Source organism: Actinomyces timonensis DSM 23838 (assembly GCF_000295095.1).
GTDB lineage: Bacteria > Actinomycetota > Actinomycetes > Actinomycetales > Actinomycetaceae > Actinomyces > Actinomyces timonensis.
Genome location: NZ_JH806633.1, coordinates 213,171 through 236,744 on the forward strand (window position 1 = coordinate 213,171; position 23,574 = coordinate 236,744).

Genomic DNA, 23,574 nt, shown 5'->3' on the forward strand with positions numbered 1-23,574 from the left:
CCCGCCGGCAGGGGAGCCGGGCGGGCGGGGCCACCGCCATCGGGGACGAACCGCGGGCGCTTCCCGCTCAGCTCTTCTTCGAGGTCTTGAACAGGAGGTTCACCTGCTCGTTGTACTCCGTGAGCGTGGAGGCCGGCACCCGGTTGACGTACACGTCCGCGACTCCGGGCTTGATGATCGCGTTGACATCCGCGCCGAAGTAGGTCAGCGGGAAGTAGAACGTGCCGCCGTTGTCCGCCTCCAGGTAGCTGGTGAAGGGCTTCGTGGACAGGCCCGTCTTCTCGAAGACCTCGATGGCCTTCTTCGTGGAGGACGTGATCGCCGGGAAGACGATGCCGAAGGAGGCCACGATGTCCTGCGCCTCCTGGGTGCCCAGGAAGGCCACCCACTTCGAGGCGCCCTCGATGTTCTTCGAGCTCTTGACGATCGAGTCGCCCAACCCGTTCATGAGGGAGACGGACTTGCCATTGGGGCCCACCGGGTGGGCGGCGATGCCGACCTCGATGTCCATCTTGGCGAAGGTGTTGAACATCCAGGCGCCGTTGATGCACAGGGCGATCTTGCCGCTGGAGAGCTGCACGTCGGTGCCGTTGCCCTTGGCGAAGGTGCCCGACGGCGCCATGTAGCCCTTGTCGATGAGCCCGAAGTACCAGTCGAGGGTGTCCTGGAACTGCTTCTCGTCGTAGCGGTAGTGGGTGCCCCACGTCTCCTTGTCCGTGTAGTGCCAGTCGCCCACGCTCCCCGTGAAGGGGCTCCACTGGGTCTGGCCATCGGAGGAGCCCTCGTCGGCGACGCTCGTGCCGTAGACGGCCACATTCGTCGGGTCGAAGCCCGGCTCGTCGCCGCGCACGCCGTTCTTGTCGATGCTCAGGCGCGCCAGGACCTTCTCGAAGCTTCCGCCGTCCTGAAGGTTCCAGTCCCAGTTCTCCAGGTCCTTCTCGCTCAGGCCGGCGTCGGCGAGCATGGTCTTGTTGTAGAAGACCGCCTCGGTGTCCCAGTCCTTGGGGCAGCCGTACTGGTGTCCGTCGTCGCCCTTCCACAGGTCGATGAGGCCGTCCTGGAAGACGCTGGTGTCCACATCCGCCCATGCCGCCTGCTCGTCGAGGGGCAGGAGGACGTCCAGGTCCACGAACTGGGCGAACTTGGCGATGTGGTCGGTGAAGACGTCCGGGGCGGTGTCGGCGATGAAGCCCGCGGTGAGCTTCGTCCAGTAGTCGCCCCAGCCGATCTGGGTAATGTTGACGGTGATGCCCGTCTTGGCCTTGAAGGCCTCGGCGCAGGCCTGGTAGGCGGGCAACTGCGAGGCGTCCCACAGCCAGTACTCCACCGTGCTGGGATCGCCCTTCTTCGAGCCGGAGCAGGCGGCCAGGGTCATGGCGGCGGCGCCGGAGGCCAGGCCGCACAGGAGGGAGCGCCGCGTGAGCGATGAGCGCAGGAGGGGAAGTGAAGAGGTCGTCATCTGGTGCCTCACTTGATGCCGGTAAAGCCGATGGAGTTGACGATGCGCCGGGCGAAGGCCATGAAGAGCAGGAGCATCGGGAGGGCCGCCACGAGCGTGGCCGCCATGAGGCCGGACCAGTCCGGGCCGGTCTGGGGCGCCTGGGACTTGAAGACCGCCAGTGCCACGGTGAGCACCCGGGAGGAGTCCGAGTAGGAGACCAGCAACGGCCAGAAGTAGTCGTTCCACGCGGCGATGTAGGTCAGGATCGCCAGCGTCGTGATGGGCGCCTGGGCCATGGGCAGGATGAGGGTGAAGAACACCCGGACCTTCGAGGCGCCGTCGAGCAGCGCCGCCTCCTCCAGCTCCCGGGGGATGTTCATGAAGAACTGGCGCAGGAAGAACACCGCGAAGGGCGTCATGAGCATCGTCGGCAGCGCCACGCCAAGGAGCGAGTCGATGAGGTGGAGCTGCTTCATGAGGACGAAGTTGGGCAGGAGGGTGAAGATGCCCGGGACCATGAGCGAGGCCAGGAAGAGCGCGAAGACGGCGTCGCGGCCCTTCCACCTCAGGCGCGAGAAGGAGTAGGCGGCCATCGCGGAGAAGAACACCTGGCCCACCGTGACCAGCGTGGCCACGATGATCGAGTTGCGCAGGTAGAGCCAGAAATTGATCGCCGCGCCGGAGCCGCCGTCGGCGATCGCCTCCTCGGTGGACTGCATGCCGAAGACGCGCGCGAAGCCGCGGAAGTTGAGGTCCACGGGCAGCGGGCTGGAGGGGTCGGCGTAGATGCCGGCGTTGGAGGACAGCGCGGTGCGCAGCACCCAGTAGAAGGGCAGGAGCGTGAAGGCCATGATGACGGCCATGGCGACCCAGGCCGCGATGCGGCCGGCGGAGACGCGCTTCTTGGGCGCCTTGTCCGCCCCGGCCTTGGCGGTGGTGGCTGAGGGGGTGGTGACAGTGGTGGTCATGATCGGTTCCCTCTCAGTTCAGGTCGGTCTCGCCCGCACGGGTCATGCGGTACTGCAGGGCGGTGATCGCCGCGAGGATGAGGAGCAGCCCGACGGCCATCGCGGAGGCGTAGCCGAACTGGAAGCGGCCGAAGGCCATGTCGTACAGGTAGAACTGCAGCACGCGGGTGGCGTTGACGGGGCCACCGCCAGTGGTCACGGAGACCGTGTCGAAGACCTGGAAGGAGCCGATCATCGTCATGATGAGGACGAGGGCCAGGATCGGGCGCAGCAGCGGCATGGTGATGCGCCAGAACATCGTCCACTCGCTCGCGCCGTCCATCTTGCCCGCCTCGTAGACGTCGCCGGGGATCGCCTGGAGGCCCGCGAAGATGAGCAGCGCCGTGTAGCCCACGTGGCGCCACACGTTGATGACCGCGATCGTGGGGATCGCGAGCGACGAGGAGAAGAAGTCGACCCGGTCCCCGACGACGGCCTCGATGATCTGGTTGGAGATGCCCAGAGTGTTGTCCAGCAGCCACAGCCACAGCATGGCGGCCACGACGTTGGACACGAGGTAGGGGGTCAGCACGATGGAGCGCACGAGCGTCGACTGGGTCAGGCGCTGCATGAGCACGGCGATGACCAGCGCCAGGATGGTCTGCAGGCCGATGTTGATGACCACGTACTCCAGGGTCACCCACACCGCGTTCCAGAAGATCTTGTCCTGGACCATGCGCGAGTAGTTGGCCAGCCCGTTGAAGGAGGCCGGGGTGAGCAGGTTGTACTCGGTGAAGGACAACCAGATGCCGCGCAGCAGCGGCCAGATGTAGAAGGCGAGGAGCCCGATGCCCGCGGGGGCGATGAAGGCCCAGCCCAGGCGGGCGTCGCTGCGCGGCTTCTTGCGCAGCCGTGGGGCCGATGAGGCGATGGTGGTCATGGTTCCTTCCAGATCATCGTCGAAACGGATAGGGGGATGGTCGAGGCGGATAGGGTGGTTGGGGACGACGGCGAGCGGTCCGCGGGTCACGGGCCCTCCTGCCGCCGCTGGGCGGTCAATCGACGGCGGTGGCGCGCACGAGCACGAGGTGGTCGGGGTGGAGGATCGGCAGGGCCAGGCCCGTGGTGGACAGGTAGGAGCCCGGCAGGGTCACGGGCTCGTCCATCCATCCCGGGCGCAGCCGCAGCTCGGGGTACGACGGCGCCGCGAGCTCGATCCGGTAGCGGCGCCCCGCGTCCAGGCCGGGCAGGGGGCGCGGGTCAGTGGGCCAGGAGATCGTCTGCCCCAGGCAGGCGATCTCGTAAACCGCCTCGGAGCCGTCGGCGGCCACGACGCCCTCGATGCGCAGCGAGTCGTCCTCGGGCAGGTCCGCGTGGACGGTCAGGCCCGAGTGCAGCAGGGGGCGCAGCTCCTTGTGCAGGGCGATGATCGAGGCGAGGCGCTCGCGGGCGGCGTCGTCGGCGCTGGTGAGGTCCCACTCCACGCCCATGTGGCCCCACAGGGCGGTGCCGGCGCTGAAGTCGAGGTCGAGGTCGCGCAGGGTCGTGTGGGCGCGGCCCGCCCCCACGTGGGTCCCGACGAGCTCTGGGGGCAGGAGGAGGGTGGTGCCGCGCTGGATGTCCTGGCGGTCGTGGGCGTCGATGGAGTCCGAGGCCCACACGCGCTGGGCGCGCTCCATGATGCCCATGTCGATGCGGCCCCCGCCGCCGGCGCAGGACTCGATCTCCAGCTCCGGGAACCTCTCGTGGAGGGCGTCGAGGAGCCGGTAGAGGGCGAGGGTCTGGTCGTGGACGGCCGCGCCGCCGTGGTGGCCGGCGGTGGGGGAGGGGGCCTCGTGGCCGGTGGCCACGAGCGGGGAGTTGTGGTCCCACTTGATGTAGGCGATGGAGTAGCGCTCCACGAGGGCGCTGATCGACTCATACAGGTAGTCCCAGGCGCCGGGGGCGCACAGGTCGAGGACCCGCTGGTGGCGGTGCTCGGGGGCGCCGCCAGCGCCGTCGGAGAGGATCCAGTCGGGGTGGGCGCGGGCGAGCTCGGAGTCCACGTTGATCATCTCCGGCTCGAACCACAGGCCGAACTCCATGCCGAGCTCGTGGACCCGCTCCACCAGCGGGCCCAGGCCGTCCGGCCAGGCCTCGGCGGAGACCTGCCAGTCGCCCAGGCCCGAGGTGTCGTCGCGGCGGGAGCCGAACCAGCCGTCGTCGAGGACGAAGCGCTCGATGCCCACGCCCGCGGCGAGCTCGGCCAGGGCCAGGAGCTTGTCGAGCCGGTGGTCGAAGTAGACGGCCTCCCAGGTGTTGAGCAGCACCGGGCGCGGGCGCTCGGGGTGGGCCGGCCGGGAGCGCAGGAAGGCGTGGGAGCGGTGCGCCAGCGAGTCCAGCCCCTCGCCCCAGGAGAACACGGCCCAGGGCGAGGCGTAGGACTCGCCGGGGGCCAGGAGGACCTCGCCGGGGGCCAGCAGCTCGCCCGCGCCCAGCAGGGAGCGCCCGTGCGAGGGGGAGACGATGAGGGAGCGGGTCGAGCCCGACCACGCCAGGTGGACGCCATGGACCGTGCCGGAGCGCCAGCCGAAGCCCGAGCGGCCCGCGGCGAGCCAGGTGGTGGCGTCATGGCCGGGACGGCCCTCCCAGGACTCGCGCAGGTGCGTGCCCGCGGTGAGGCGGTGGCGCTGGAGGCGCCGCTCGTTGATGTGGTGGCCGGACATGTCCAGGATCTCGTCGGCGCCCTGGGGCAGGGGCAGCATAAGGGTGATCTCGTCGACGACGAGGCCCCCGGCCAGCTCGGGGCGCCCGCCCGGCTCGTTGGTCACCGTGGCCCGCGCCCGGACGAGCCCGGAGGGCTCCAGGCGGATCTCGCTGACGATGGTCACGCCGTGGGCCTCATCGACGGCGGTGGACACGACGGCAAGGGCCTGGCCCTCCTGCCCCGCGCCGTCAGCGGCGGGGGCGGCCGCGGAGTCCCACTCGTGGCTGACCCGGCTGGGGTGGAAGGAGAAGGCGGTGCCGTCCACCCGGTGCAGGCCGATGGCGGGGCGGGCCGACCACCCCAGGCTCGCGTGGGGGAGGATCGGCAGGTCGTTGCACATCCAGGCGGAGTTCTCGCCCAGGGTGGTGGCCTGGGCGCGGGCGGCGCCGGACAGGGCGCCGCCGTCGATATCGCCGAGGTCGGCCCCCCAGTGGCGCACCACGGGGAAGCGGTCGGAGGGGGTGTCGAGGACAAGGGAGGTGCCGCCGGAGCGGAGATGGAGGGTCATCGTCGTCCTTCCAGGCCCGAGGAGGGCCGCCTGGTGGTCCGCGGCGCCGCGAACCATTCCTTTCAGGATGAAAATAAATCGGTGGCGACGAGGTGTCAAGACCCCGCGGCCGAGTGATGGCCGCTCGCGCCAGCGGCGATATGGCAGGATTCCTCCCGTCCGACACGAGAGCCGCGCGGGAGAGGAGAGGGCATGGAGGCCACCGCTGCCGCGGGACCGGCGTCGAGGGTCCTCCTGCGCCTGGCGGCCGCCGGCGCCCAGACCCGCACGGACCTGGCTGATCACCTCGGCCTGTCCGCCCCCACGCTCACCCGCGCCGTGCGGCCCCTCATCGAGGACGGACTGGTCCTGGAGGACAAGCCGTCGCCGCCGGCCGAGGCCGGGCGGCCGGCCCGCAGCCTGCGCCTCGCCCCGAGCGCCGCGGGGCTGCTGGGCGTCAAGCTGACCAATGACCACCTCTACGCCAGCGTCATCGACCCGCTCGGCACGGTCCTGGCCGAGCGCTCCGAGCCCCTGGCCTCCCGCGAGCCCGACGGCGTCGTCGCGCAGATCGCCGAGCTCGCCCGCCGCCTGGAGCCGGAGGCCGGCATGGCCCCGTCCGGGATCGGGCTGTCGCTGGGCGCCAGCGTGCGGGGCCGCAGCACGATCACCGTGGCGCCGTTCCTCGGCTGGCGCGACGAGCCCATCGGGGCCCGCCTGCGCTCGGCCACGGGCCTCGACGTCCTCGTGGCCAATGACGTGCGCGCCTTCACCCACGCCGAGGCCTGGTTCGGGCTCGGCCACGGCGTCGACCCCTTCGCCCTGCTCACCCTCGGCGCCGGGATCGGCTGCGGGCTCGTCGTCGGCGGGCGCACGATCGCCGGGGCCCACGGCGCCGCCGGCAGCGTCGGCCACCTGCCCCTGCGCGAGACGGGCCCCGCCTGCGAGATGGGGCATGTGGGCTGCGCCCGGGCGCTCGCCGCCGCGCCCGGCCTGGCCCACCAGGCCTCAGCGGTGCTCGGGCGCGAGGTCGCCCCTGAGGAGATCGTCGGCCCCGAGGGGCTCACGGAGCTCGCCCTCGATGAGCGCCTGGCCGGCGTCCTCGAGGCCGCCGCCGACGCCGCCGGGAGGATCGTCGGCTCGATCGTCGCCCTCATCGATCCCGAGGTGGTCGTCGTCTCGGGGGAGTCCGTGGGGCTCGTCGAGGCGCACCGGGAGGCCTTCGACGCCGCCGTCGAGCGCGCCCGGCACTGGTCCGCGCCGCCACCGCGCATCGTCACCCGCGCCTTCTCCTTCAGCGAGTGGGCACGGGGCGCGGCCGCCCTTGCCATCGAGCCCTGGACCCGCGCCGTCGAGGCGGGCCTGCGGGGCGCGAGCGCCTAGACTGCCTGGCGATGACTGCCATGACGACCGATCCGATGAGCGCCGCGGGCGTGACCGGTGCCGCCACCGACGGGGCGGGCGCCGCCGCTGACGCTCGCGCCCCGCGCACCTACCACGTGCGCACCCTCGGCTGCCAGATGAACGTCCACGACTCCGAGCGCATGGCCGGGCTCCTCGAGGCCGCCGGCTATGTCAGCGCCGATGCCGTCCCCGCGGCGGCCGCCCGCGCCACCGAGGCCGGGGATGGCGGCGCGGACGTCGTCATCGTCAACACCTGCTCCGTGCGCGAGAACGCCGCCACCCGCCTCTTCGGCAACCTGGGGCAGCTGGCCGCCGTCAAGCGCGAGCGCCCGGGCATGCAGATCGCCGTCGCCGGGTGCCTCGCCCAGCAGATGGGTCAGGGCATCGTGGACAAGGCGCCGTGGGTCGACGTCGTCTTCGGCACCCACAACATCGACGTCCTGCCCGCCCTCCTTCAGCGCGCCCGCCACAACGCCGCGGCGGCCGTCGAGATCGAGGAGTCCCTCAAGGTCTTCCCCTCCACCCTGCCCACGCGCCGCGAGTCCGCCTACGCCGCCTGGGTGTCCATCGCCGTGGGCTGCAACAACACCTGCACCTTCTGCATCGTGCCCTCGCTTCGCGGCAAGCAGCGGGACCGCCGCCCGGGCGAGGTCCTGGCCGAGATCCAGGCCGTCGCGGACCAGGGCGCCATCGAGGTCACCCTGCTGGGCCAGAACGTCAACTCCTACGGGGTTGGCTTCGGGGACCGCGGCGCCTTCGCGAAGCTCCTGCGCGCCGCCGGGGGAGTCAAGGGCATCGAGCGGGTCCGCTTCACCAGCCCCCACCCCGCGGCCTTCACCGACGACGTCATCGAGGCCATGGCCTCCACGCCCGCGGTCATGCCGAGCCTCCACATGCCGCTGCAGTCCGGCTCGGACCGGATCCTGCGCGCCATGCGCCGCTCCTACCGCTCCGAGCGGTTCCTGGGGATCCTTCAGCGCGTGCGCGCCGCCATGCCCGAGGCTGCCATCACCACCGACATCATCGTCGGCTTCCCCGGGGAGACCGAGGAGGACTTCCAGGCCACGCTCGACGTCGTCGAGAAGGCGCGCTTCGCCTCCGCCTTCACCTTCGAGTACTCCCCGCGCCCCGGCACCCCCGCCGCGGACCTGGAGCCCGTGCCCGCCGAGGTGGTCAAAAACCGCTACCGGCGCCTCGACGAGCTCGTGCGGCGCATCACCCATGAGGAGAACATGGCCCAGGAGGGCCGGAGGATCGAGATCCTCGTGGCCGAGGGGGAGGGGCGGCGCGACGCCGTCACCGCGCGCGTCTCCGGGCGCGCCGCCGACAACCGCCTCGTCCACGCCGCCCTGCCCGCGGGGCTGGCCGCCGACGACTACGCCGGGGGAGCTCCCCGGCCCGGGGACATGGTGACCGTTCGCGTCACCCACGGAGCTCCCCACAACCTCATCGCCGACTCCGCCCTGTGCGGGCGGCCCGTGAGCGGTCAGGAGCGCGCCGAGAACGAGGCTCGCGCCGCCGGGGACCGCGTCTGGTACGACGACGGCCCCGCCCTGTTCGAGGTGCGCCGCACCCGCGCCGGCGACGCCTGGGAGCGCCGCCAGGCCGAGGCCCGCGCCACCCCCGAGGCGGACACGGCCCCGGTGAGCCTGGGCCTGCCCACCCTGCGCGTGGGCGCGCCGGGCCCCGCGGCCCCCTCCCGCCGTCGATAGCGTGATCGTCTCCATCGCTGAGCAGGCGCGGGTAGTCCTCCCGTCCGCCGAGGGCGGATCGCCCGCCGACCGGGTTACCCCGCGACGCAGTGGGGCGGTTAGGCTGGTCCCATGCCCTCTGACTCGGACCCCCGCACGGACACCACCGTCGTCGCAGCCCCTGCGCCGGTGACCGCCGAGCGCGTCCTGGAGGCCACCCACCGGCTGGGCCTGAGGTACTTCGTCGACGACGAGGGCGACGTCGGCATCCCCTGGCGCTGCGTCGTCGTCCACGTCATCTTCCAGGACACGCGCGCCGTCCAGCTGCGCGGCACCTGGCACCGCATCGCCGACACCGAGCACCTGTCGCCCCTGCGCTCCCTCGTCGAGGAGTGGAACGCCACCCGCATCGGCCCCAAGGCCTTCCTCACCGTCGGCGACGGCGGGATCGTCCGCCTCCACGGGGAGATCACCTACCCGCTGGACGCCGGCATGACCGACGCCCAGATCGACGACTTCGTCTTCACCGGGTGCCGCCTCATCGTCGCCCTCGTGCGCGAGGCCGAGGAGTTCTTCCCCGACCCCCTGCGCGGGAGCCTCGAGCCGTGAGCGAGGCCCCCCGGCGCCGCACGCGCCTCGAGCGCCTCGCCGACCTCATCGCCCGTTCCATGGGCAAGGGCTGGGACCAGCGCGCCGACGGCGCCGCCCGGACCGCCCCAGGCCCCTCGCCCTCCACGGGGGCCTCTCCGGCCTCCGCGGGCTCGGCGCCGTCGTCCTCCTCCGGCTCCGCCGGCTCGGCGAACTCCGCCGACCCAGCGGATCGAGCCCACCCCACTGGGAGCCCCCGGCGCCAGGGGGCGGAGAACGTCTCCACGGGCCGCGGCGGCGCGACCCGCACCCGCAGCGGTGCCCGGGGCTCGCGGGGCCCCGCCCAGCGCCCGCGCGAGCAGGTCACCTCGCGCCTCACCCTCGAGCGCGTCGAGTCCATGCTCGCCTCGGAGATGTCCTACCGGATCCGCCGCGAGGAGGACGAGGGCCACGCCTCCCTCATGGGCAACTGGGACGGCTTCCCCTTCATCATCGAGATCCCCGCCGAGCACGACGGGTGGCTCCTCGTCTCCGGGGACTGGGCCGAGCCCGGCTCCGAGGGCCAGCGCGACGAGCTCGCCTTGGCCGTCAACGACTGGAACCGCGACCGCTTCTTCCCCACCGTCGCCATCGTCGACAGCCCCGAGGGCCCCTTCATCCGCGCCATCTACATCACCGACCTGCGCGCGGGCATCACCGACGACCAGCTGCGCCTCCACCTCGACACCGCCCTGGCCTCCTGCACCCAGGCGCTGCGCACCGTCGGCCCGCTCCTGCCCGAGCTGTGAGGCCCGCCGTGCCGCCCACGCGCATCGCCGTCGTCGGCCCGACGGCCACCGGCAAGTCCGAGCTCGCCCTCGACCTCGCCGACGCCCTCGGCGATGGGCCCGCCAGCAGCGAGATCGTCGGGGCCGACGCCTCCCAGCTCTACCGGGGCATGGACGTGGGCACCGCCAAGCTCCCCCTCGACGAGCGCCGCGGATACCCCCACCACCAGATCGACGTCCTCGACGTCACCCAGGAGGCCTCCGTCGCCGCCTACCAGCGCCACGCCCGCGCCGACCTCGCCGCCATCGAGGCCCGCGGGCGGCGCGCCCTCATCGTCGGCGGCTCGGGCCTCTACGTCCGCGCCGTCACCGATGCCCTCGACTTCCCCGGCACCGACCCGGCCGTGCGCGCAGGCCTGGAGGAGCGCGCCCGCGCCGAGGGGACCCGCGCCCTGTGGGAGGAGATGGCCGCCGTCGACCCCCTGTCCGCCCAGCGCATCGGCGAGAGCGACACCCGCCGGATCGTGCGAGCCCTGGAGGTCCTCGCCGTCACCGGGCGCCCCTTCTCCGCCACGCTGCCCCGCTACGAGGACCTCGCGCCCACCATCCACCTCGCCCTGCGCCCCCCGCGCGAGGCCCTCAACGCGCGCATCAACGCCCGCGCCGCCGCCATGTTCCGCCCCGCGTCCGGGCCGGGCCTCATCGAGGAGACCCAGGGGCTCATCGGCGCCGGGCTGCGCGAGGGCCCGACGGCGAGCCGCGCCATCGGCTACGCCCAGGCCCTGGCCGTCATCGACGGCGCGATGGCCATCGACGAGGCCATCGACGCCACCGCCGCCGCCACCCGCCAGCTCGCGAGCCGCCAGCTCAAGTGGTTCCGCCGCGACCCCCGCATCCACTGGATCGACATGCGCCTGGCCCCCGATGGGACGCCGCCCGACGGCGAGCGGGGCCGGGTGCTCGACATCGCCCTCTCCCTCCTCCCAGGCGCCACCGGGGCCCGCGGGTGACCCCCCGTGCCAGCGCGGTCCCCAGAATGGACAGATTCCTGTGCACCCGGGCGCCTCGCATAGGGTGGCACTATGACAAGCTCGACGGGCACCGGCCTGACGGGTCGTGAGCTCATCAAAGGGCATGCCGCGGCCCGTGACTTCCTCATGCTCATCGACCCCGACTGCCAGTTCCCCCTGAGCGCCGGGGCCATCGCCGCCGCCTGCGATCGCCGCACCGGCATCGGCGCGGACGGCCTCGTGCGCGTCGCGCGCACCAAGAGCCTGCCCGGCGCGGAGCGTTTCGCCGAGGCGGTCCCCGAGGCCGAGTGGTTCATGGATCACTACAACGCCGATGGCTCCGTCGCCGAGGAGCTCGGCGACGCCGCCCGCCTCTTCGCGCAGGTGCTCCTCGCCGAGTCCCTCGCCGAGATCCCCGAGGGCGCGTCCGTGACCATCGGGACCCGCGCCGGCGCCCGCGCCGTCACCAGGACCGGCGACTTGTGGACCGTGGACATGGGGACCGTGCTCCTGCCCGCGCGTCCCGAGGACGACGGGGAGCCGGGCGGCTCCGACTGGCAGGGCTGGGACACCTCCGTCCTCATCCCCGGTATCGACGGGCCCCGCGCGGGCCTGAGCGTCACCATGCCGGCGATGCGCTGCGCCCATACCGCCGTCGCCCTGGTCGATGAGGCCGAGCTCGACGCCGCCATCCTGGTCCGCCCCGATGGCCCCGGCGAGCCCGTGCGCTACGAGCCCGCGCCCGAGCCGGGCTCCGGCCTCGAGCTCATCGTCGCGCTGGGGGAGGAGACCGACCCCGGCAGTGGCGAGGCGGTCGGGGTGGCGCGCCTGCGCCTCCTCACGAGCGGGATGGGGGAGGCGCCCTCCTGCGGGGAGGGCTGCTGCGCGGCCGCCGTCGCCCTCCACGAATGGGACGGGCCGGGCGCCCCGCAGTCCTACCGGATGCTCGTCCCCGGCGGCGAGATCGGCGTCCACGTCGGCGCCAGCCCCGCATCCGACGACGTCGCGGTGCTGCTGACAGGCCCCGCACAGATCACCGGAAGAATCACAGTTCTATGACTCCCACCCAGTTCCTCCGCCGAGTCCTCACGACGGGGCTCATGCTCTTCGCCCTGTTCTTCGGGGCGGGCAACCTCATCTTCCCACCCTCCCTGGGTGCCTCCAGCGGGAACTCGGTGGGCATCGTCGTCCTCGGCTTCATCGCCACCGGCGTCATCCTGCCGCTGCTCGGCGTCATCGCCGTGTCAACCTCGGGGGAGGGGATCCTCGGCCTGGCCCGCAGGGTCGGGCCCCGCTTCGGCCGCGTCCTCCCACTGGTCGTCTACCTGGCCATCGGCCCGCTCTACGCCATTCCGAGGACCGCGATCGTCTCCTACGAGCTGGCCACCAGGCCGCTGCTGGAACTCGTCGGGCTGCCCACCGGGCGCGTGGCCCTGGCCCTGCACGCCATTGGGTTCTTCGCCGCCACGCTGGGGCTCTCACTGCGCCCCTCGCGCCTGGCCGACCGCATCGGCAACTTCCTGACCCCCGCCCTCCTCTTCCTCATCGCGGTGCTGTGCGCCGCCACGGTCGTCGGCTCCCCATTGATCGATCGCCCCGCCGCTGACTCCTACGCCGCCGCACCGGTGGCGGCCGGGCTCACCCAGGGCTACCTCACCATGGACGCCCTGGCGGCTACGGTCTTCGGGATCGTCGTCATCACCTCGCTGCGCTCGCAGGGGATGAGCACCGAGAAGCAGATCCTGTGGGGCACCAGCGGCGCGGGCATCGTCGCGGCGATCTGCCTGGCCGCCGTTTACGGGAGCCTCGCGCTCTTGGGCAGGCACGCCGCCGGGGACCCCGCGGACGGCACCTCGCTCCTGCGCTCCGCCGCCGCCAGTTCCCTGGGCTCGGCCGGCACGGTGGTCTTCGCGCTCATCGTCGTGCTCGCCTGCCTGTCCACCTCCGTCGGGCTCGTCTCCTCCTGGGCCGGCTACGCCAACGCCGCCTGGCCCCGGATCGAGTTCCGCGTCCAGGCCATCGGCTGCTCCGCCGTTGCCCTGGCGCTGACGAACCTGGGCCTGGCCGCCATGATCGTCGTCATCTCCCCGGTGACGCTCCTGCTCTACCCCATCGTCATCACCCTCATCGCCGTCACGCTCATCGACAGCGCCGCCCCCGGCCACCTGCGCTGGACCTACCGGCTGCCTGTGAGCCTGGCCGTCATCCTCGGCGCCATCTCGGCCGCGGCGGATATCGGCTGGTCCGCCCCCTCCGATCTCCTGTCGCGCACCGGGGCCTGGGACAACTCGACGGGCTGGATCCTGCCGGTGCTCATCGTCACCGTGCTCTCGATCGTCGTCGACGTCGCCACGGGGCGCTGGAGCACGCCCGCGTCCGACACCAGTGACGCGCCCGACGACGTGCGGCGGGCCATCGCCTCGCAGTACTGAGCCCCTGGTCCTAGGGTGGGCCGGTGACACCCAGCTGCAGCGAGCCCTCCCACGGCGCCGCCCCTCCTGCCGGCGCCACGGGACCGATGAACCGCCAGCAGAAGGAGATCCTCTCCGTCCTGCTCATCGCCGCGTTCATGTCGCTCCTGGCCGTCTCCTCGGTCAACGTGGTCCTGCACGCCATCGAGACGAGCCTGCGCGCCTCCACCTCCGCGCTGCAGTGGGTGGTCTCCGGCTACGCGCTCGTCTTCGGGATCCTCCTCGTGGCCGCCGGGCGGGCCGGGGATGTGCTGGGCCGGGGCCGCCTGTTCGTGGCCGGCCTGGTGGTCTTCGGCACCGGCTCCCTCCTGTCCGGCCTGGCGCCCTCGCTCCTCGCCCTCAACCTGGCGCGCCTGCTCATGGGCGTGGGCTCCGGGCTGCTGAGCCCCCAGGTCACCGGCATGATCCAGCAGTACTTCGCCGGCGAGCGGCGCGGGCGCGCCTTCGGGATGTTCGGCGGGATGGTGGGCGTCTCCGTGGCCGTGGGACCGGTCATGTCCGGCGCGCTCGTCGGCGCGCTCGGCCCCGAGGCGGGATGGCGCGCCTCCTTCCTCGTCAACGTGCCTGTCGCGATCATCGGGGCCATCGTCGCGCTGCGGGTCCTGCCCGCATCCGCCTGGGCCCCCTCCCCGGCCACCGCCACCGGCGCCGGAGTGCCCAGCGCCGCCAGCGCCGGCGCGAGCGCGGGCGCCAGGCGGCCCCGCGCCGACTTCGACCCCGTGGGCATGGCGCTCCTGGGGCTGGCGACCCTCCTCGTCATGCTCCCCTTCGTGGAGTCCTCCGACTCGCCGGTGGGCGCCTGGATCTGGGTGAGCCTCGGCATCGGGCTCGCGCTGGCCGTCGGCTGGCTCGTCTGGGAGCGCCGCTACGCCATGCGCGGGCGCCAGCCCATGGTCCACCTCGGGCTGTTCCGCACCCGGTCCTTCGCCGTCGGGACCCTGCTCATCGGCGCCTACTTCACCGCTGTGGCGGGGATCTGGCTCATCATCGCCCAGTACGTCCAGCAGGGCCTGGGCTCCTCCGCGCTCGCCGCGGGACTGGTGGGACTGCCCTCCGCCCTGGCCGGCGCCGTCGGGGCCCCCATCGCCGGGCGCCACGTGCTGCGCATGGGGCGCTCCATGGTGCTCGTCGGCCTGGCGCTCATCATCGCGAGCCTCCTGGCGACGATGCTCGTCGTCCGCCTTCACACCACCTCCGGCCTGCCCTTCTGGTGGGCGGGCCTCACCCTCTTCCTCCAGGGCGCCGGGCAGGCGATGGTCGTCTCTCCGAACCAGACGCTCACCCTGGCCGAGGTGCCCCTCCACTACGCCGGGGCAGCCGGCGGCATCCTGCAGACCAGCCAGCGCATTGGCACCTCGGTGGGGATCGCCGCCATCACTGGCATCGCCTTCTCGACGGCGGGTCGGAGGGGTTGGGACGACGGCTTCCTCATGGGTCTGGGCGCGAGTGTGGCGATCTGCCTCATCGCGGTGGCCCTGGCGGCCCTCGACCTGCGCGCAGGCGCCAGGCGGCACCAGGCCGCGGTGTAGGGACGGCACGGCTGGCGGCGCGGCCGGCGACGGCGGGCCTGGCGGGGCGCTCAGCGACTGACCCGAAGGACCCGGAAGCCCTTGGCCGATGCGGCCCGCTCCACGGCCCAGCCCTGCGAGCCGAGCCAGGCGGCCAGCGAGTCCGCCCCCAGGTTCTTGCCGACGACGAGCCACGCCTCGCCGTCGTCGGCCAGGAGGGGGAGCCAGTCCGTGAGGAGTGCGTGAAGCGCCTCCTTGCCGATCCTCACCGGGGGATTGGACCAGATGAGGTCGAGGCGCTTGCTGGAGGCGCGCAGCTCGGCGCCGAGCGCGCCGGCCTCGGCGGCGCGCACGCCCGTCAGCCCCGCCGCGGAGGCGTTGCGGGCGGTCAGGTCGACGGCGCGCTCGTTGACGTCGGCGGCCAGGACCTCGGCGTCGGGGGAGGCGAGCGCCAGGGCCAGGGCGATGGGGCCCCAGCCGCAGCCCAGGTCCAGGAAACGGCCGGTGGCGGGCGGATCGGGCACGTGGTCCAGCAGCACCTGCGTGCCCTTGTCCAGGCGGTCGGCGGAGAAGACGCCGGAGGCCGTTGTCACCTCCACCTCGTGGCCGCGGATCGTGAAGCGGTGGCCGCGCTCGGCGGACTCGGCGGCCGGGGAGGCGGTGAAGTAGTGCTCGCTCACGCCACGAGGGTAGCGTCCGCTCAGCCGACCCGCCGCGTGAGCAGCGGCGCCGCCGCAAGCGCGGCCGCCAGGGCCAGCACGGTGGGCACCACCAGGGCGGCCTGGACGCCGTCGGCTCCGGGGGCGACCACGGAGGTCGCGAAGGTGCCCAGGGTCGCGCCGCCCACAGCGCCGCCCACGGTCACCGACGCGGCGATCCTGGCCTGGGAGATCCCGTCGACGGGCAGCCCGGTCTCCGCGGGATCGGCGACGCACCGCGCGAGCGTGTCCTGGTGCGTCCATCCCATGCCGATACCGGCCAGCATCCATCCCGCGTGGAGCCCCCACCAGGGAAGCGCGCCCCCCAGGGCGCAGGCCATGACGCATCCGCCCACCCCGAAGAGCGCGGCGCCCGCGGTCGTCCGGCGCCGGTAGGCGGCCGGGGTGGATGCCGGATGCGCTCCGCACCACATGGCCACCGCGCTCCACGCGAGGCCCGCGCCGGTCAGCGCCCAGCCAATCGCCCCTGGGGCCAGGCCCAGCACGTCGTGAGCGGCCGGCGAGACCAGGTAGTCGAGGGAGAAGTAGGCCCCGCAGACCCAGGCGAGCGCCGCCAGCGCCGCAGGACGGCCGCGCGCCGCCCGCACCACCCCCGCGGGGAGCACCCGCGCGCAGGCCCACAGCACCAGCGCCCCGCCGAGGGCGCTCGCCACCCAGAAACGGTAGGAGGAGGCTGAGAAGGCCCCCACGAGGGCCACCCCGGTGGCCAGCGCGACGGCGGGGATCAGTGGGGCGCCCTCCTCGTCGGCGCGCACCCGCAGGTCCCGGATCGCGCGGGCCGCCGCTACCCGCGCCGCCACCAACAGCGGCAGATACCCCACCAGTGCCCAGCGCCACCCCCACCCCGCGCTGACCCCGGCGGTGTAGGTGGGCCCCAGCAGGGCCGACAGCACCCACATGGCCGAGCCCGCGGACAGGAACAGGCGCCGCCACGACCCCGGCAGGCCGGCCACCAGCACCCCCATGCCCACCGTCGCGAGGGCGCCGGCGCCCAGGCCGCGCACGACCTCCCCGAGCACATAGACCCACACCGTCGGCGCCAGGGCGCAGGCCCCCGCGCCCGCCACCAGCACGGCGGTCAGAGCTGTCATCAGCCGGTCCGCGCGCCACCGCCCCAGCATGGCGCCGCCCAGCGGCATGGTCAGGAAGGCCGGCACCTGGGCGGCGGCGGTCACCAGGCCGTAGGAGTCGCGGGCGCCGAGCTCGGTGGCCATGAGGGGCAGCACCGTCTGCCCCACGTAGACCTGCATGCCGGTGAGCAGCTCGACCGCCAGCATCGCCATCGCCAGGTGGCCGAGCCTCGTGGTCGCCAGGGCGCGCGGCGACGGCGATGGTGGAGGCGCGGGGTCCTGCGCCGTCGGCGATGGGCTCACTCCCCGAGACTAGCGCCGCGTCCCAGCCAGCAGGCCGGAACCGCCGTGGGGCGCCGCCGGGGCGCCCGGCCCAATCGGCGGCGGCGCTGCGCTACGATGCGCCCATGTGGATCACCCGGATGCCGTGACCGGCGGCGAGCAGTCGCCGCCCGCGCCGCGACCCAGACCGACACGCCAGATCGCCCGGCCCGTCGAGCCCCGCTCCGGGCCCGCCTCACGGAACCCCGAAGGACCTCAGTGACCCACCCCTCCACCCACCAGACCACCGACCAGCCCGACCTCGCCGAGGCCGACACCCGCGCCGAGGAGATCGTCGCCCGCATCCTCTCGCGCCGCGGCACGGCCCTGGCCTCCACCGCCTCCCAGCATGAGAGCCGCGAGAGCGACGACGACGGCTCCCTGGAGCGCGAGGCCCGCGCCGCCACCAGGCGCGTCGCCTCCCTGTCCACCGAGCTGGAGGACGTCAGCGAGGTCGAGTACCGCCAGATCCGCCTGGAGAAGGTCGTGCTCGTCGGCCTCGACCTGCCGCGCTCGGCCGACGGGCCCGCCGGCTCCCAGGGCTCCCAGGACGCCGAGACCTCGCTCTCCGAGCTCGCCGCCCTGGCCGAGACCGCCGGCTCGCAGGTCCTCGACGCGCTCGTCCAGCGGCGCGACCACCCCGATCCCGCCACCTACCTCGGCAGCGGCAAGGCCAAGGAGCTCGCCGAGATCGTCTCCGCCGCCGGGGCGGACACGGTCATCGTCGACGGCGAGCTCGCCCCCTCCCAGCGTCGCGCCCTGGAGGACGTCGTGCGGGTCAAGGTCGTGGACCGCACCGCCCTCATCCTCGACATCTTCGCCCAGCACGCCAAGTCCCGCGAGGGCAAGGCCCAGGTGGAGCTCGCCCAGTTGGAGTACCTGCTGCCGCGCCTGCGCGGGTGGGGCGAGTCCATGTCCCGCCAGGCCGGCGGGCGCGTCGCCGGGGGTCAGGGCATCGGCTCGCGCGGCCCCGGAGAGACGAAGATCGAGCTCGACCGGCGCCGCATCCGCGAGCGCATGGCCAAGCTCCGCCGCGAGATCAAGGCCATGGCGCCCTCCCGCGAGGTCAAGCGCGGCTCGCGCCGCCGCGGCCCCATCCCGAGCGTCGCCATCGCCGGGTACACCAACGCCGGCAAGTCCTCCCTCATGAACCGCCTCACCGGCGCCGGGATCATGGTGCAGGACGCCCTCTTCGCCACCCTCGACCCCACGGTGCGCCGCACCGAGGCCTCCGACGGGCGCGTCTACACGCTCACCGACACGGTCGGCTTCGTGCGCAACCTTCCCCACGAGCTCATCGAGGCCTTCCGCTCCACCCTCGAGGAGGTCGCCGAGGCGGACCTCGTCCTGCACGTCGTCGACGCCGCCCACCCCGACCCCCTCAGCCAGATCGCCGCCGTGAGGACTGTCCTCGCCGAGATCCCCGGCGCCCTGGAGGTCCCCGAGCTCATCGCCCTCAACAAGGCCGACCTCGCCGACCCGATGACGCTCGTGGCCCTGCGCACCCAGCTGCCCGGGGCCCTGACCGTCTCGGCGCGCACCGGGGAGGGCATTGACGAGCTGCGCGAGCGCATCGAGGAGATGCTGCCCCGCCCGGATGTGCCCGTCGACGTCGTCGTGCCCTACTCGCGGGGCGACCTCGTCTCGCGCGTCCACGCCGACGGCGAGATCGAGTCCATCGAGTACGTCGAGGCCGGCACGCGCGTCGTCGCCAAGGTCAGCGCCGCCCTCGCCGCAGAGCTCACCGGCGCCGCCCTGTGAGCGATGAGGCCGTGAACCCCCCGGGCTCGCCGGACTCGCCGGACTCTGCCGGGACGCCCCTGACGGCCCTCGCCCACGCGGTCGAGGCCATGGGCGGCAGTCCCCGGGCGGGCCAGGAGGAGATGGCCCGCAGGGTCGCCCAGGCCCTGGCCGACGGCACCCACCTCATGGTCCAGGCCGGCACGGGCACCGGGAAGTCGCTCGGCTACCTCGTGCCCGTGCTCGCGCGCGCCGTCGAGGCGGGAGAGCGGGCGGTCGTCTCGACCGCCACGCTCGCCCTCCAGCGCCAGATCCTCACCAAGGACGCGCCGCTGGCCGCCGACGCCATCGAGGAGGCCACCGGGCGCGCGCCGTCGATCGCCCTGCTCAAGGGCTGGCAGAACTACCTGTGCCGCCACCGCCTGGCCGGGGGCTACCCCGAGGACGACGACGCCGACTCCCTCTTCTCCGCCACGAGCGCCCTGGCCCCCGCGCGCCTGGGCCAGGCGGCCTCCACAACCCTGGCCGAGCAGGTGCTGCGCCTGCGCGAATGGGCCTCCACCACGACCACCGGCGACCGCGACGACCTCGTCCCCGGTGTCACCGACCGCGCCTGGGCGCAGGTCTCCGTCTCGCGCGCCGAGTGCCTGGGCGCCTCCTGCCCCTTCCACGACGACTGCTTCCCCGAGCGCGCCCGGGCCGCCGCCGGCGAGGCCGACCTGGTCATCACCAACCACGCGATGCTCGGCATCGCCGCCGCCGGCAACCCGAACGTCCTGCCCGAGCACGACATCGTCGTCGTCGACGAGGCCCACGAGCTCGCCGACCGCGTCCGCTCCCAGGGGACCGTCAGCCTGTCCGCCGCCGCCGTCATGCGCGTGGCCTCCACCGCCCGCAAGCACGCCGGCGTCATCGCCGCCGACCTGGAGGCCGCCGGCCAGACCCTCCAGCTCGCGCTCGCGGACCTGCCCGACGGGCGCCTCGAGGCCGGCCTGCCCTCAGCCCTCCATGACGGTCTCATCACCCTCGACGAGGCCGCCCGGCAGGTCGCCAGCGATATCCGCGAGGCCGCCAAGGCCCGCTCGGGGGACGCCGGCGCGATCGCCCTGGCGCGCACCGCCGTCGCCGATCTTCTCGACGCCGTCGAGCGCATGACCTCGGGCAGCGTGGAGGCGCGCCGGGACGTGGCCTGGATCGAGCGGCCCCGCATGGGCGCCGACCCGCCCCGCCTCCTGCTCGCCCCCATCGACGTGGCCGGGAGTGTCGCCGACTCCCTCCTTCAGGGCCGCGCCGCCGTCCTGACCTCCGCCACCCTGGCGCTCGGCGGCAGCTTCGACCCCATGGCGCGCTCGCTGGGGCTCACGCTCGGGTCCGCCGCCTGGGACGGCGTCGACGTCGGCACGCCCTTCGACTACGCCCGCCAGGGCATCCTCTACACCCCCACGCACCTGCCCCGCCCTCAGATGGGCATCTCCGAGGCGGCCCTCGACGAGGTCCTGGCCCTCACCGAGGCCTCCGGCGGCGGGATGCTCGGCCTGTTCTCCTCCCGGCGCGCCGCGGAGGAGGCCGCCGCCGTGCTGCGCGGCGCCACGGATCTGACCGTCTTCGCCCAGGGGGAGGACCAGCTGCCCACGCTCGTGCGCGCCTTCGCCGAGGACGAGGACTCCTGCCTCGTGGGCACCCTCAGCCTCTGGCAGGGCGTGGACGTGCCGGGGCGGGCCTGCCGCCTCGTCATCATCGACCGCATCCCCTTCCCGCGCCCGGACGACCCCGTGGCCAACGCGCGGTCCGAGGCGGTCAGCGCCGCCGGCGGCAACGGCTTCATGTCCGTGTCCGCCACGCATGCCGCGCTCCTGCTCGCCCAGGGCGCGGGCCGGCTCGTGCGCCGCTCGGACGACCGCGGCGTCGTCGCCGTCCTCGACCCCCGGCTGCGCCGCGCCCGCTACGGCTCCTTCCTCGCCCGCTCCATGCCGGGCCTGTGGCCCACGACGGACCGCGAGGTGGTCCTCGGCGCGCTGAGGCGCCTCGCCGCTGTTGGCCACTGAGACGGGCCGGGGCCGTCGGGGCCTGGGGCGGGCGGGCGCCGTCGCTGGCGGGAGGAGACGGCGAGTCGTGGGACTTCGGGGCTTAGGGCCGCTGTGGCGCGCGCCTCTTGCCGCTAGGCTGGGCCCTGGGCCGAACGGCCCGTCCCACGAAGATCTGGAGGTTTCCCGTGTCCGACGCCGCGATCACTAACAACGCCGAAGGCTCCTACCCGACGGCGAAGTCCGGCCGCCCCTCGAAGGTCGCCATCATCGGCGCGGGAGCCGTGGGCTCCACCCTCGCCTACGCCTGCGTGACCAAGGGCGTCGCCCGCGAGATCGTCCTGCAGGACATCGCCAAGGAGAAGGTCGAGGCCGAGGCCCTCGACATCGCCCAGGGTATCCAGTTCACCTCCGCGGGCGCCGTCGCCGGCTCCGATGACCCGGAGATCTGCCGCGACGCCGACGTCATCGCCATCACCGCCGGTGCCAAGCAGAAGCCCGGGCAGTCCCGTCTCGAGCTCGCCGGCGCCACCGTGGGCATCATGGAGAAGATCCTGCCCAAGCTCGTCGAGGTCGCCCCGCACGCGATCTTCCTCCTCGTGGCCAACCCCGTGGACGTCGTCACCTACTGCGCCAAGAAGATCACCGGCCTGCCCGAGAACCAGATCTTCGGCTCCGGCACCGTCCTGGACACCGCCCGCATGCGCTACCTCGTCTCCCTGGAGACCGGCACCGCCACCCAGAACATCCACGGCTACATCGCCGGTGAGCACGGCGACTCCGAGGTCGCCCTGTGGTCGAGCTGCGAGATCGGCGGCGTGCCGATCACCCAGTGGGGTCCGACCCTCGACGGTGGCACCTTCGACCAGGCCAAGCGCGACCGCATCGCCCACGACGTCGTCCGCTCCGCCTACCGCATCATCGAGGGCAAGGGCGTGACCAACTACGCCGTCGGCCTGGCGGTGCAGAAGATCATCGGCGCCGTCCTCAACGACGAGCAGCGCGTGCTCACCGTCTCCCCGCTGCTGGACAACTGGCACGGCATCTCGGACGTGTGCATGGCCGTGCCGACGATCGTCGGCCGCGAGGGCGCCGGCCGCCGCCTCGAGCTGCCCCTGACCCTCGACGAGCGCGACCGCCTCACCGCCTCCGCCGAGCGCCTGCGCGAGGTCGCCCGCGGCCTCGGCTACTGACAGCAGTACTGCGAGTACGACGGCGGAGCCCCTATCCCGGAAAGGGATAGGGGCTCCGCCGATGTTGTGCCCCGGTGAGGCTCGTCAGAGCGCGCGCAGGACGGTGACGACCCTCCCCATGATCGTCGCGTCGTCGCCCGGGATCGGCGCGTAGTCGGGGTTGCGCGGCAGGAGCCACTGGTGCCCGTCCTTGCGGGACAGGACCTTGACCGTGGCCGAGGCGCCGTCGACGTCGTCGAGCATCGCCGCCACGATCTCCCCATTGGCGGCATCGGACTGCGCGCGGACCACCACCCAGTCGCCGTCGCAGATCGCGGCGTCGATCATCGAGTCCCCGCGGACCTGGAGCATGAAGAGCTCCCCGGAGCCGGTCAGCCGCCGCGGCAGGGCCATGACGTCCTCGACCTCCTGCTCGGCGAGGATCGGTGAGCCCGCCGCGATCCGCCCCACGAGGGGCACCGCCACGGCCTCGCCCTCGGCCACGCCCGGCAGGGTCGGCAGGGCAGCGGGCTCGGCGGGGGAGGCTGCACCGCCGGGGATCGCCCGCAGCGCGGGCCGGCCCGGGGCGGCCGGGGGAGTGGGAGGAGTGGCGGCCTCAGCGGCTGCAGTGGTATCGGTGGTCGCAGGCTCCTCGGGGACGATGACCTCCAGGGCGCGAGGGCGCTTGGGGTCGCGGCGCACCAGGCCGAGCCGCTCGAGCTTGTCGAGCTGGTGCTTGACCGAGGAGGGGCTCGTCAGCCCCACTCTCTGGCCGATCTCCCGCAACGAGGGCGGGTAGCCGTGATCGACGACGGCGTCGCGCACGGCCTCGTACACCGCGCGGGCGCGCTCATCGAGGCTCGCGAGGACCCCAGTGCCGCTATCGGCGACAGCGGTGTCCTCGGCGTTCTCCTGGCGGGGGCGCTTCTGCTCGGCGGCCCGCTCCGCCCGCCGCCCGGCCGGGCTCCCGGCTCGTGCCTTCGTGGGGCGGTCGCTGCCGCGGGACGTGCTCATCGCGATCTCCTCGGTGATCCTGGCCGGTCTGGATGGTTCGGGCTGACGGCGGGCCGCTGCGGCGCCCGCGAGCCCGGGCGGGCCGTTAAGGGCTCCCGATTCGTGTCAGTGCCCGGTGATGTCCTGGTTCCCGGCAACCATACGGCCGACTCGCCCCGCTTTCAAACACATGTTCGAAAGATGCTGGACGTGTCGCGCCGATCCCGCTATTCTTCGAACAGTTGTTCGTCGAACATGTGTTCTAGGAGGTTCCCCATGAGCGCACTCGCACTCCCACCGCAGCCGTCCCGCCGCCTGCGGATGGTCACGCCCCTGTCAGCCCAGTCGGCGGCCTCCGCCCACTCCGCGGATACCCCCGGGCAGGAGGCGCTGCCCGCGCGCGCCGCCGGCGCTCCTCGCCGCCCGCTCCTGCGCCTCGTCACCGAGGCGGACGCCCCGGCCCGCCCCGCCGTCG

At 73.4% G+C, this 23,574-nt stretch carries 19 protein-coding genes; 12 read left to right on the forward strand and 7 right to left on the reverse strand.

What is annotated here, in order from left to right; all coding sequences use genetic code 11:
- Positions 1-67: 67 nt before the first annotated feature.
- The 4 genes from A1QA_RS0107455 to A1QA_RS0107470 form a co-directional block, all read right to left on the reverse strand.
- Complete coding sequence (locus A1QA_RS0107455) at positions 68-1,459, reverse strand: ABC transporter substrate-binding protein (protein ID WP_017178282.1); 1,392 nt, start codon at positions 1,457-1,459, stop codon at positions 68-70.
- An 8-nt stretch (positions 1,460-1,467) separates the two neighbouring features.
- Positions 1,468-2,412, reverse strand: coding sequence for a carbohydrate ABC transporter permease (locus tag A1QA_RS0107460; RefSeq protein WP_026048783.1), 945 nt, complete (start codon positions 2,410-2,412; stop codon positions 1,468-1,470).
- Positions 2,413-2,422: 10 nt separating this feature from the next.
- The gene (locus tag A1QA_RS0107465; RefSeq protein ID WP_026048784.1) at positions 2,423-3,328 is read right to left on the reverse strand and encodes a carbohydrate ABC transporter permease; all 906 of its coding nucleotides are present in this window, start codon (positions 3,326-3,328) and stop codon (positions 2,423-2,425) included.
- A 115-nt stretch (positions 3,329-3,443) separates the two neighbouring features.
- Entirely contained in the window at positions 3,444-5,642 is a 2,199-nt protein-coding gene (locus tag A1QA_RS0107470) for an alpha-galactosidase (protein ID WP_017178285.1), read from the reverse strand.
- 192 nt (positions 5,643-5,834) lie between these two features.
- On the opposite strand from A1QA_RS0107470, the gene A1QA_RS0107475 reads away from it, so the two are divergent.
- From A1QA_RS0107475 to A1QA_RS0107510, 8 genes are all read left to right on the forward strand, one after another.
- Positions 5,835-7,004: an ROK family transcriptional regulator gene (locus A1QA_RS0107475; RefSeq protein WP_017178286.1), complete on the forward strand. Its 1,170-nt coding sequence runs from the start codon at positions 5,835-5,837 to the stop codon at positions 7,002-7,004.
- 35 nt (positions 7,005-7,039) lie between these two features.
- Positions 7,040-8,737 carry a tRNA (N6-isopentenyl adenosine(37)-C2)-methylthiotransferase MiaB gene (gene miaB / locus A1QA_RS0107480; protein ID WP_051000601.1) on the forward strand — a complete coding sequence of 566 codons (1,698 nt, stop codon included), beginning with the start codon at positions 7,040-7,042 and terminating at the stop codon, positions 8,735-8,737.
- A 111-nt stretch (positions 8,738-8,848) separates the two neighbouring features.
- Entirely contained in the window at positions 8,849-9,325 is a 477-nt protein-coding gene (locus A1QA_RS0107485) for a YbjN domain-containing protein (RefSeq protein ID WP_017178288.1), read from the forward strand.
- Positions 9,322-10,092: a type III secretion system chaperone family protein gene (locus A1QA_RS0107490; protein WP_017178289.1), complete on the forward strand. Its 771-nt coding sequence runs from the start codon at positions 9,322-9,324 to the stop codon at positions 10,090-10,092. Before A1QA_RS0107485 ends, A1QA_RS0107490 begins: the two co-directional genes overlap by 4 nt.
- A gap of 8 nt (positions 10,093-10,100) precedes the next feature.
- Complete coding sequence (gene miaA, locus A1QA_RS0107495; protein ID WP_043508446.1) at positions 10,101-11,081, forward strand: tRNA (adenosine(37)-N6)-dimethylallyltransferase MiaA; 981 nt, start codon at positions 10,101-10,103, stop codon at positions 11,079-11,081.
- 72 nt (positions 11,082-11,153) lie between these two features.
- Positions 11,154-12,140, forward strand: a complete 987-nt coding sequence (locus tag A1QA_RS0107500) for a diaminopimelate epimerase (protein ID WP_017178291.1) — start codon at positions 11,154-11,156, stop codon at positions 12,138-12,140.
- Positions 12,137-13,513, forward strand: a complete 1,377-nt coding sequence (gene brnQ / locus A1QA_RS0107505; protein ID WP_017178292.1) for a branched-chain amino acid transport system II carrier protein — start codon at positions 12,137-12,139, stop codon at positions 13,511-13,513. Before A1QA_RS0107500 ends, brnQ begins: the two co-directional genes overlap by 4 nt.
- A 23-nt stretch (positions 13,514-13,536) precedes the next feature.
- Positions 13,537-15,081 carry an MFS transporter gene (locus tag A1QA_RS0107510; protein ID WP_026048785.1) on the forward strand — a complete coding sequence of 515 codons (1,545 nt, stop codon included), beginning with the start codon at positions 13,537-13,539 and terminating at the stop codon, positions 15,079-15,081.
- A 50-nt stretch (positions 15,082-15,131) separates the two neighbouring features.
- Here the strand turns inward: A1QA_RS0107510 and A1QA_RS0107515 are convergent, their stop codons facing one another.
- Positions 15,132-15,740 (reverse strand): class I SAM-dependent methyltransferase, encoded by a 609-nt coding sequence (locus A1QA_RS0107515; protein ID WP_017178294.1) that lies wholly within the window; start codon positions 15,738-15,740, stop codon positions 15,132-15,134.
- 20 nt (positions 15,741-15,760) lie between these two features.
- On the reverse strand, positions 15,761-17,062 hold the full coding sequence (locus A1QA_RS0107520; RefSeq protein ID WP_017178295.1) for an MFS transporter: 1,302 nt from the start codon (positions 17,060-17,062) through the stop codon (positions 15,761-15,763).
- Between the two features lie 327 nt (positions 17,063-17,389).
- Here A1QA_RS0107520 and hflX point away from each other — a divergent pair, with 327 nt between their 5' ends.
- From hflX to A1QA_RS0107535, 3 genes are all read left to right on the forward strand, one after another.
- Positions 17,390-18,931 carry a GTPase HflX gene (hflX, locus tag A1QA_RS0107525; RefSeq protein ID WP_017178296.1) on the forward strand — a complete coding sequence of 514 codons (1,542 nt, stop codon included), beginning with the start codon at positions 17,390-17,392 and terminating at the stop codon, positions 18,929-18,931.
- A gap of 11 nt (positions 18,932-18,942) precedes the next feature.
- Complete coding sequence (locus A1QA_RS14005; RefSeq protein WP_017178297.1) at positions 18,943-20,955, forward strand: ATP-dependent DNA helicase; 2,013 nt, start codon at positions 18,943-18,945, stop codon at positions 20,953-20,955.
- A 167-nt stretch (positions 20,956-21,122) separates the two neighbouring features.
- The gene (locus A1QA_RS0107535) at positions 21,123-22,127 is read left to right on the forward strand and encodes an L-lactate dehydrogenase (RefSeq protein WP_017178298.1); all 1,005 of its coding nucleotides are present in this window, start codon (positions 21,123-21,125) and stop codon (positions 22,125-22,127) included.
- A gap of 84 nt (positions 22,128-22,211) precedes the next feature.
- On the opposite strand, the gene lexA is transcribed toward A1QA_RS0107535, so the two are convergent.
- Entirely contained in the window at positions 22,212-23,120 is a 909-nt protein-coding gene (gene lexA / locus A1QA_RS0107540) for a transcriptional repressor LexA (RefSeq protein ID WP_017178299.1), read from the reverse strand.
- 255 nt (positions 23,121-23,375) lie between these two features.
- On the opposite strand from lexA, the gene A1QA_RS16185 reads away from it, so the two are divergent.
- A partial coding sequence (locus A1QA_RS16185) for a hypothetical protein (RefSeq protein ID WP_043508379.1) occupies positions 23,376-23,574 on the forward strand: 199 nt, incomplete at its 3' end.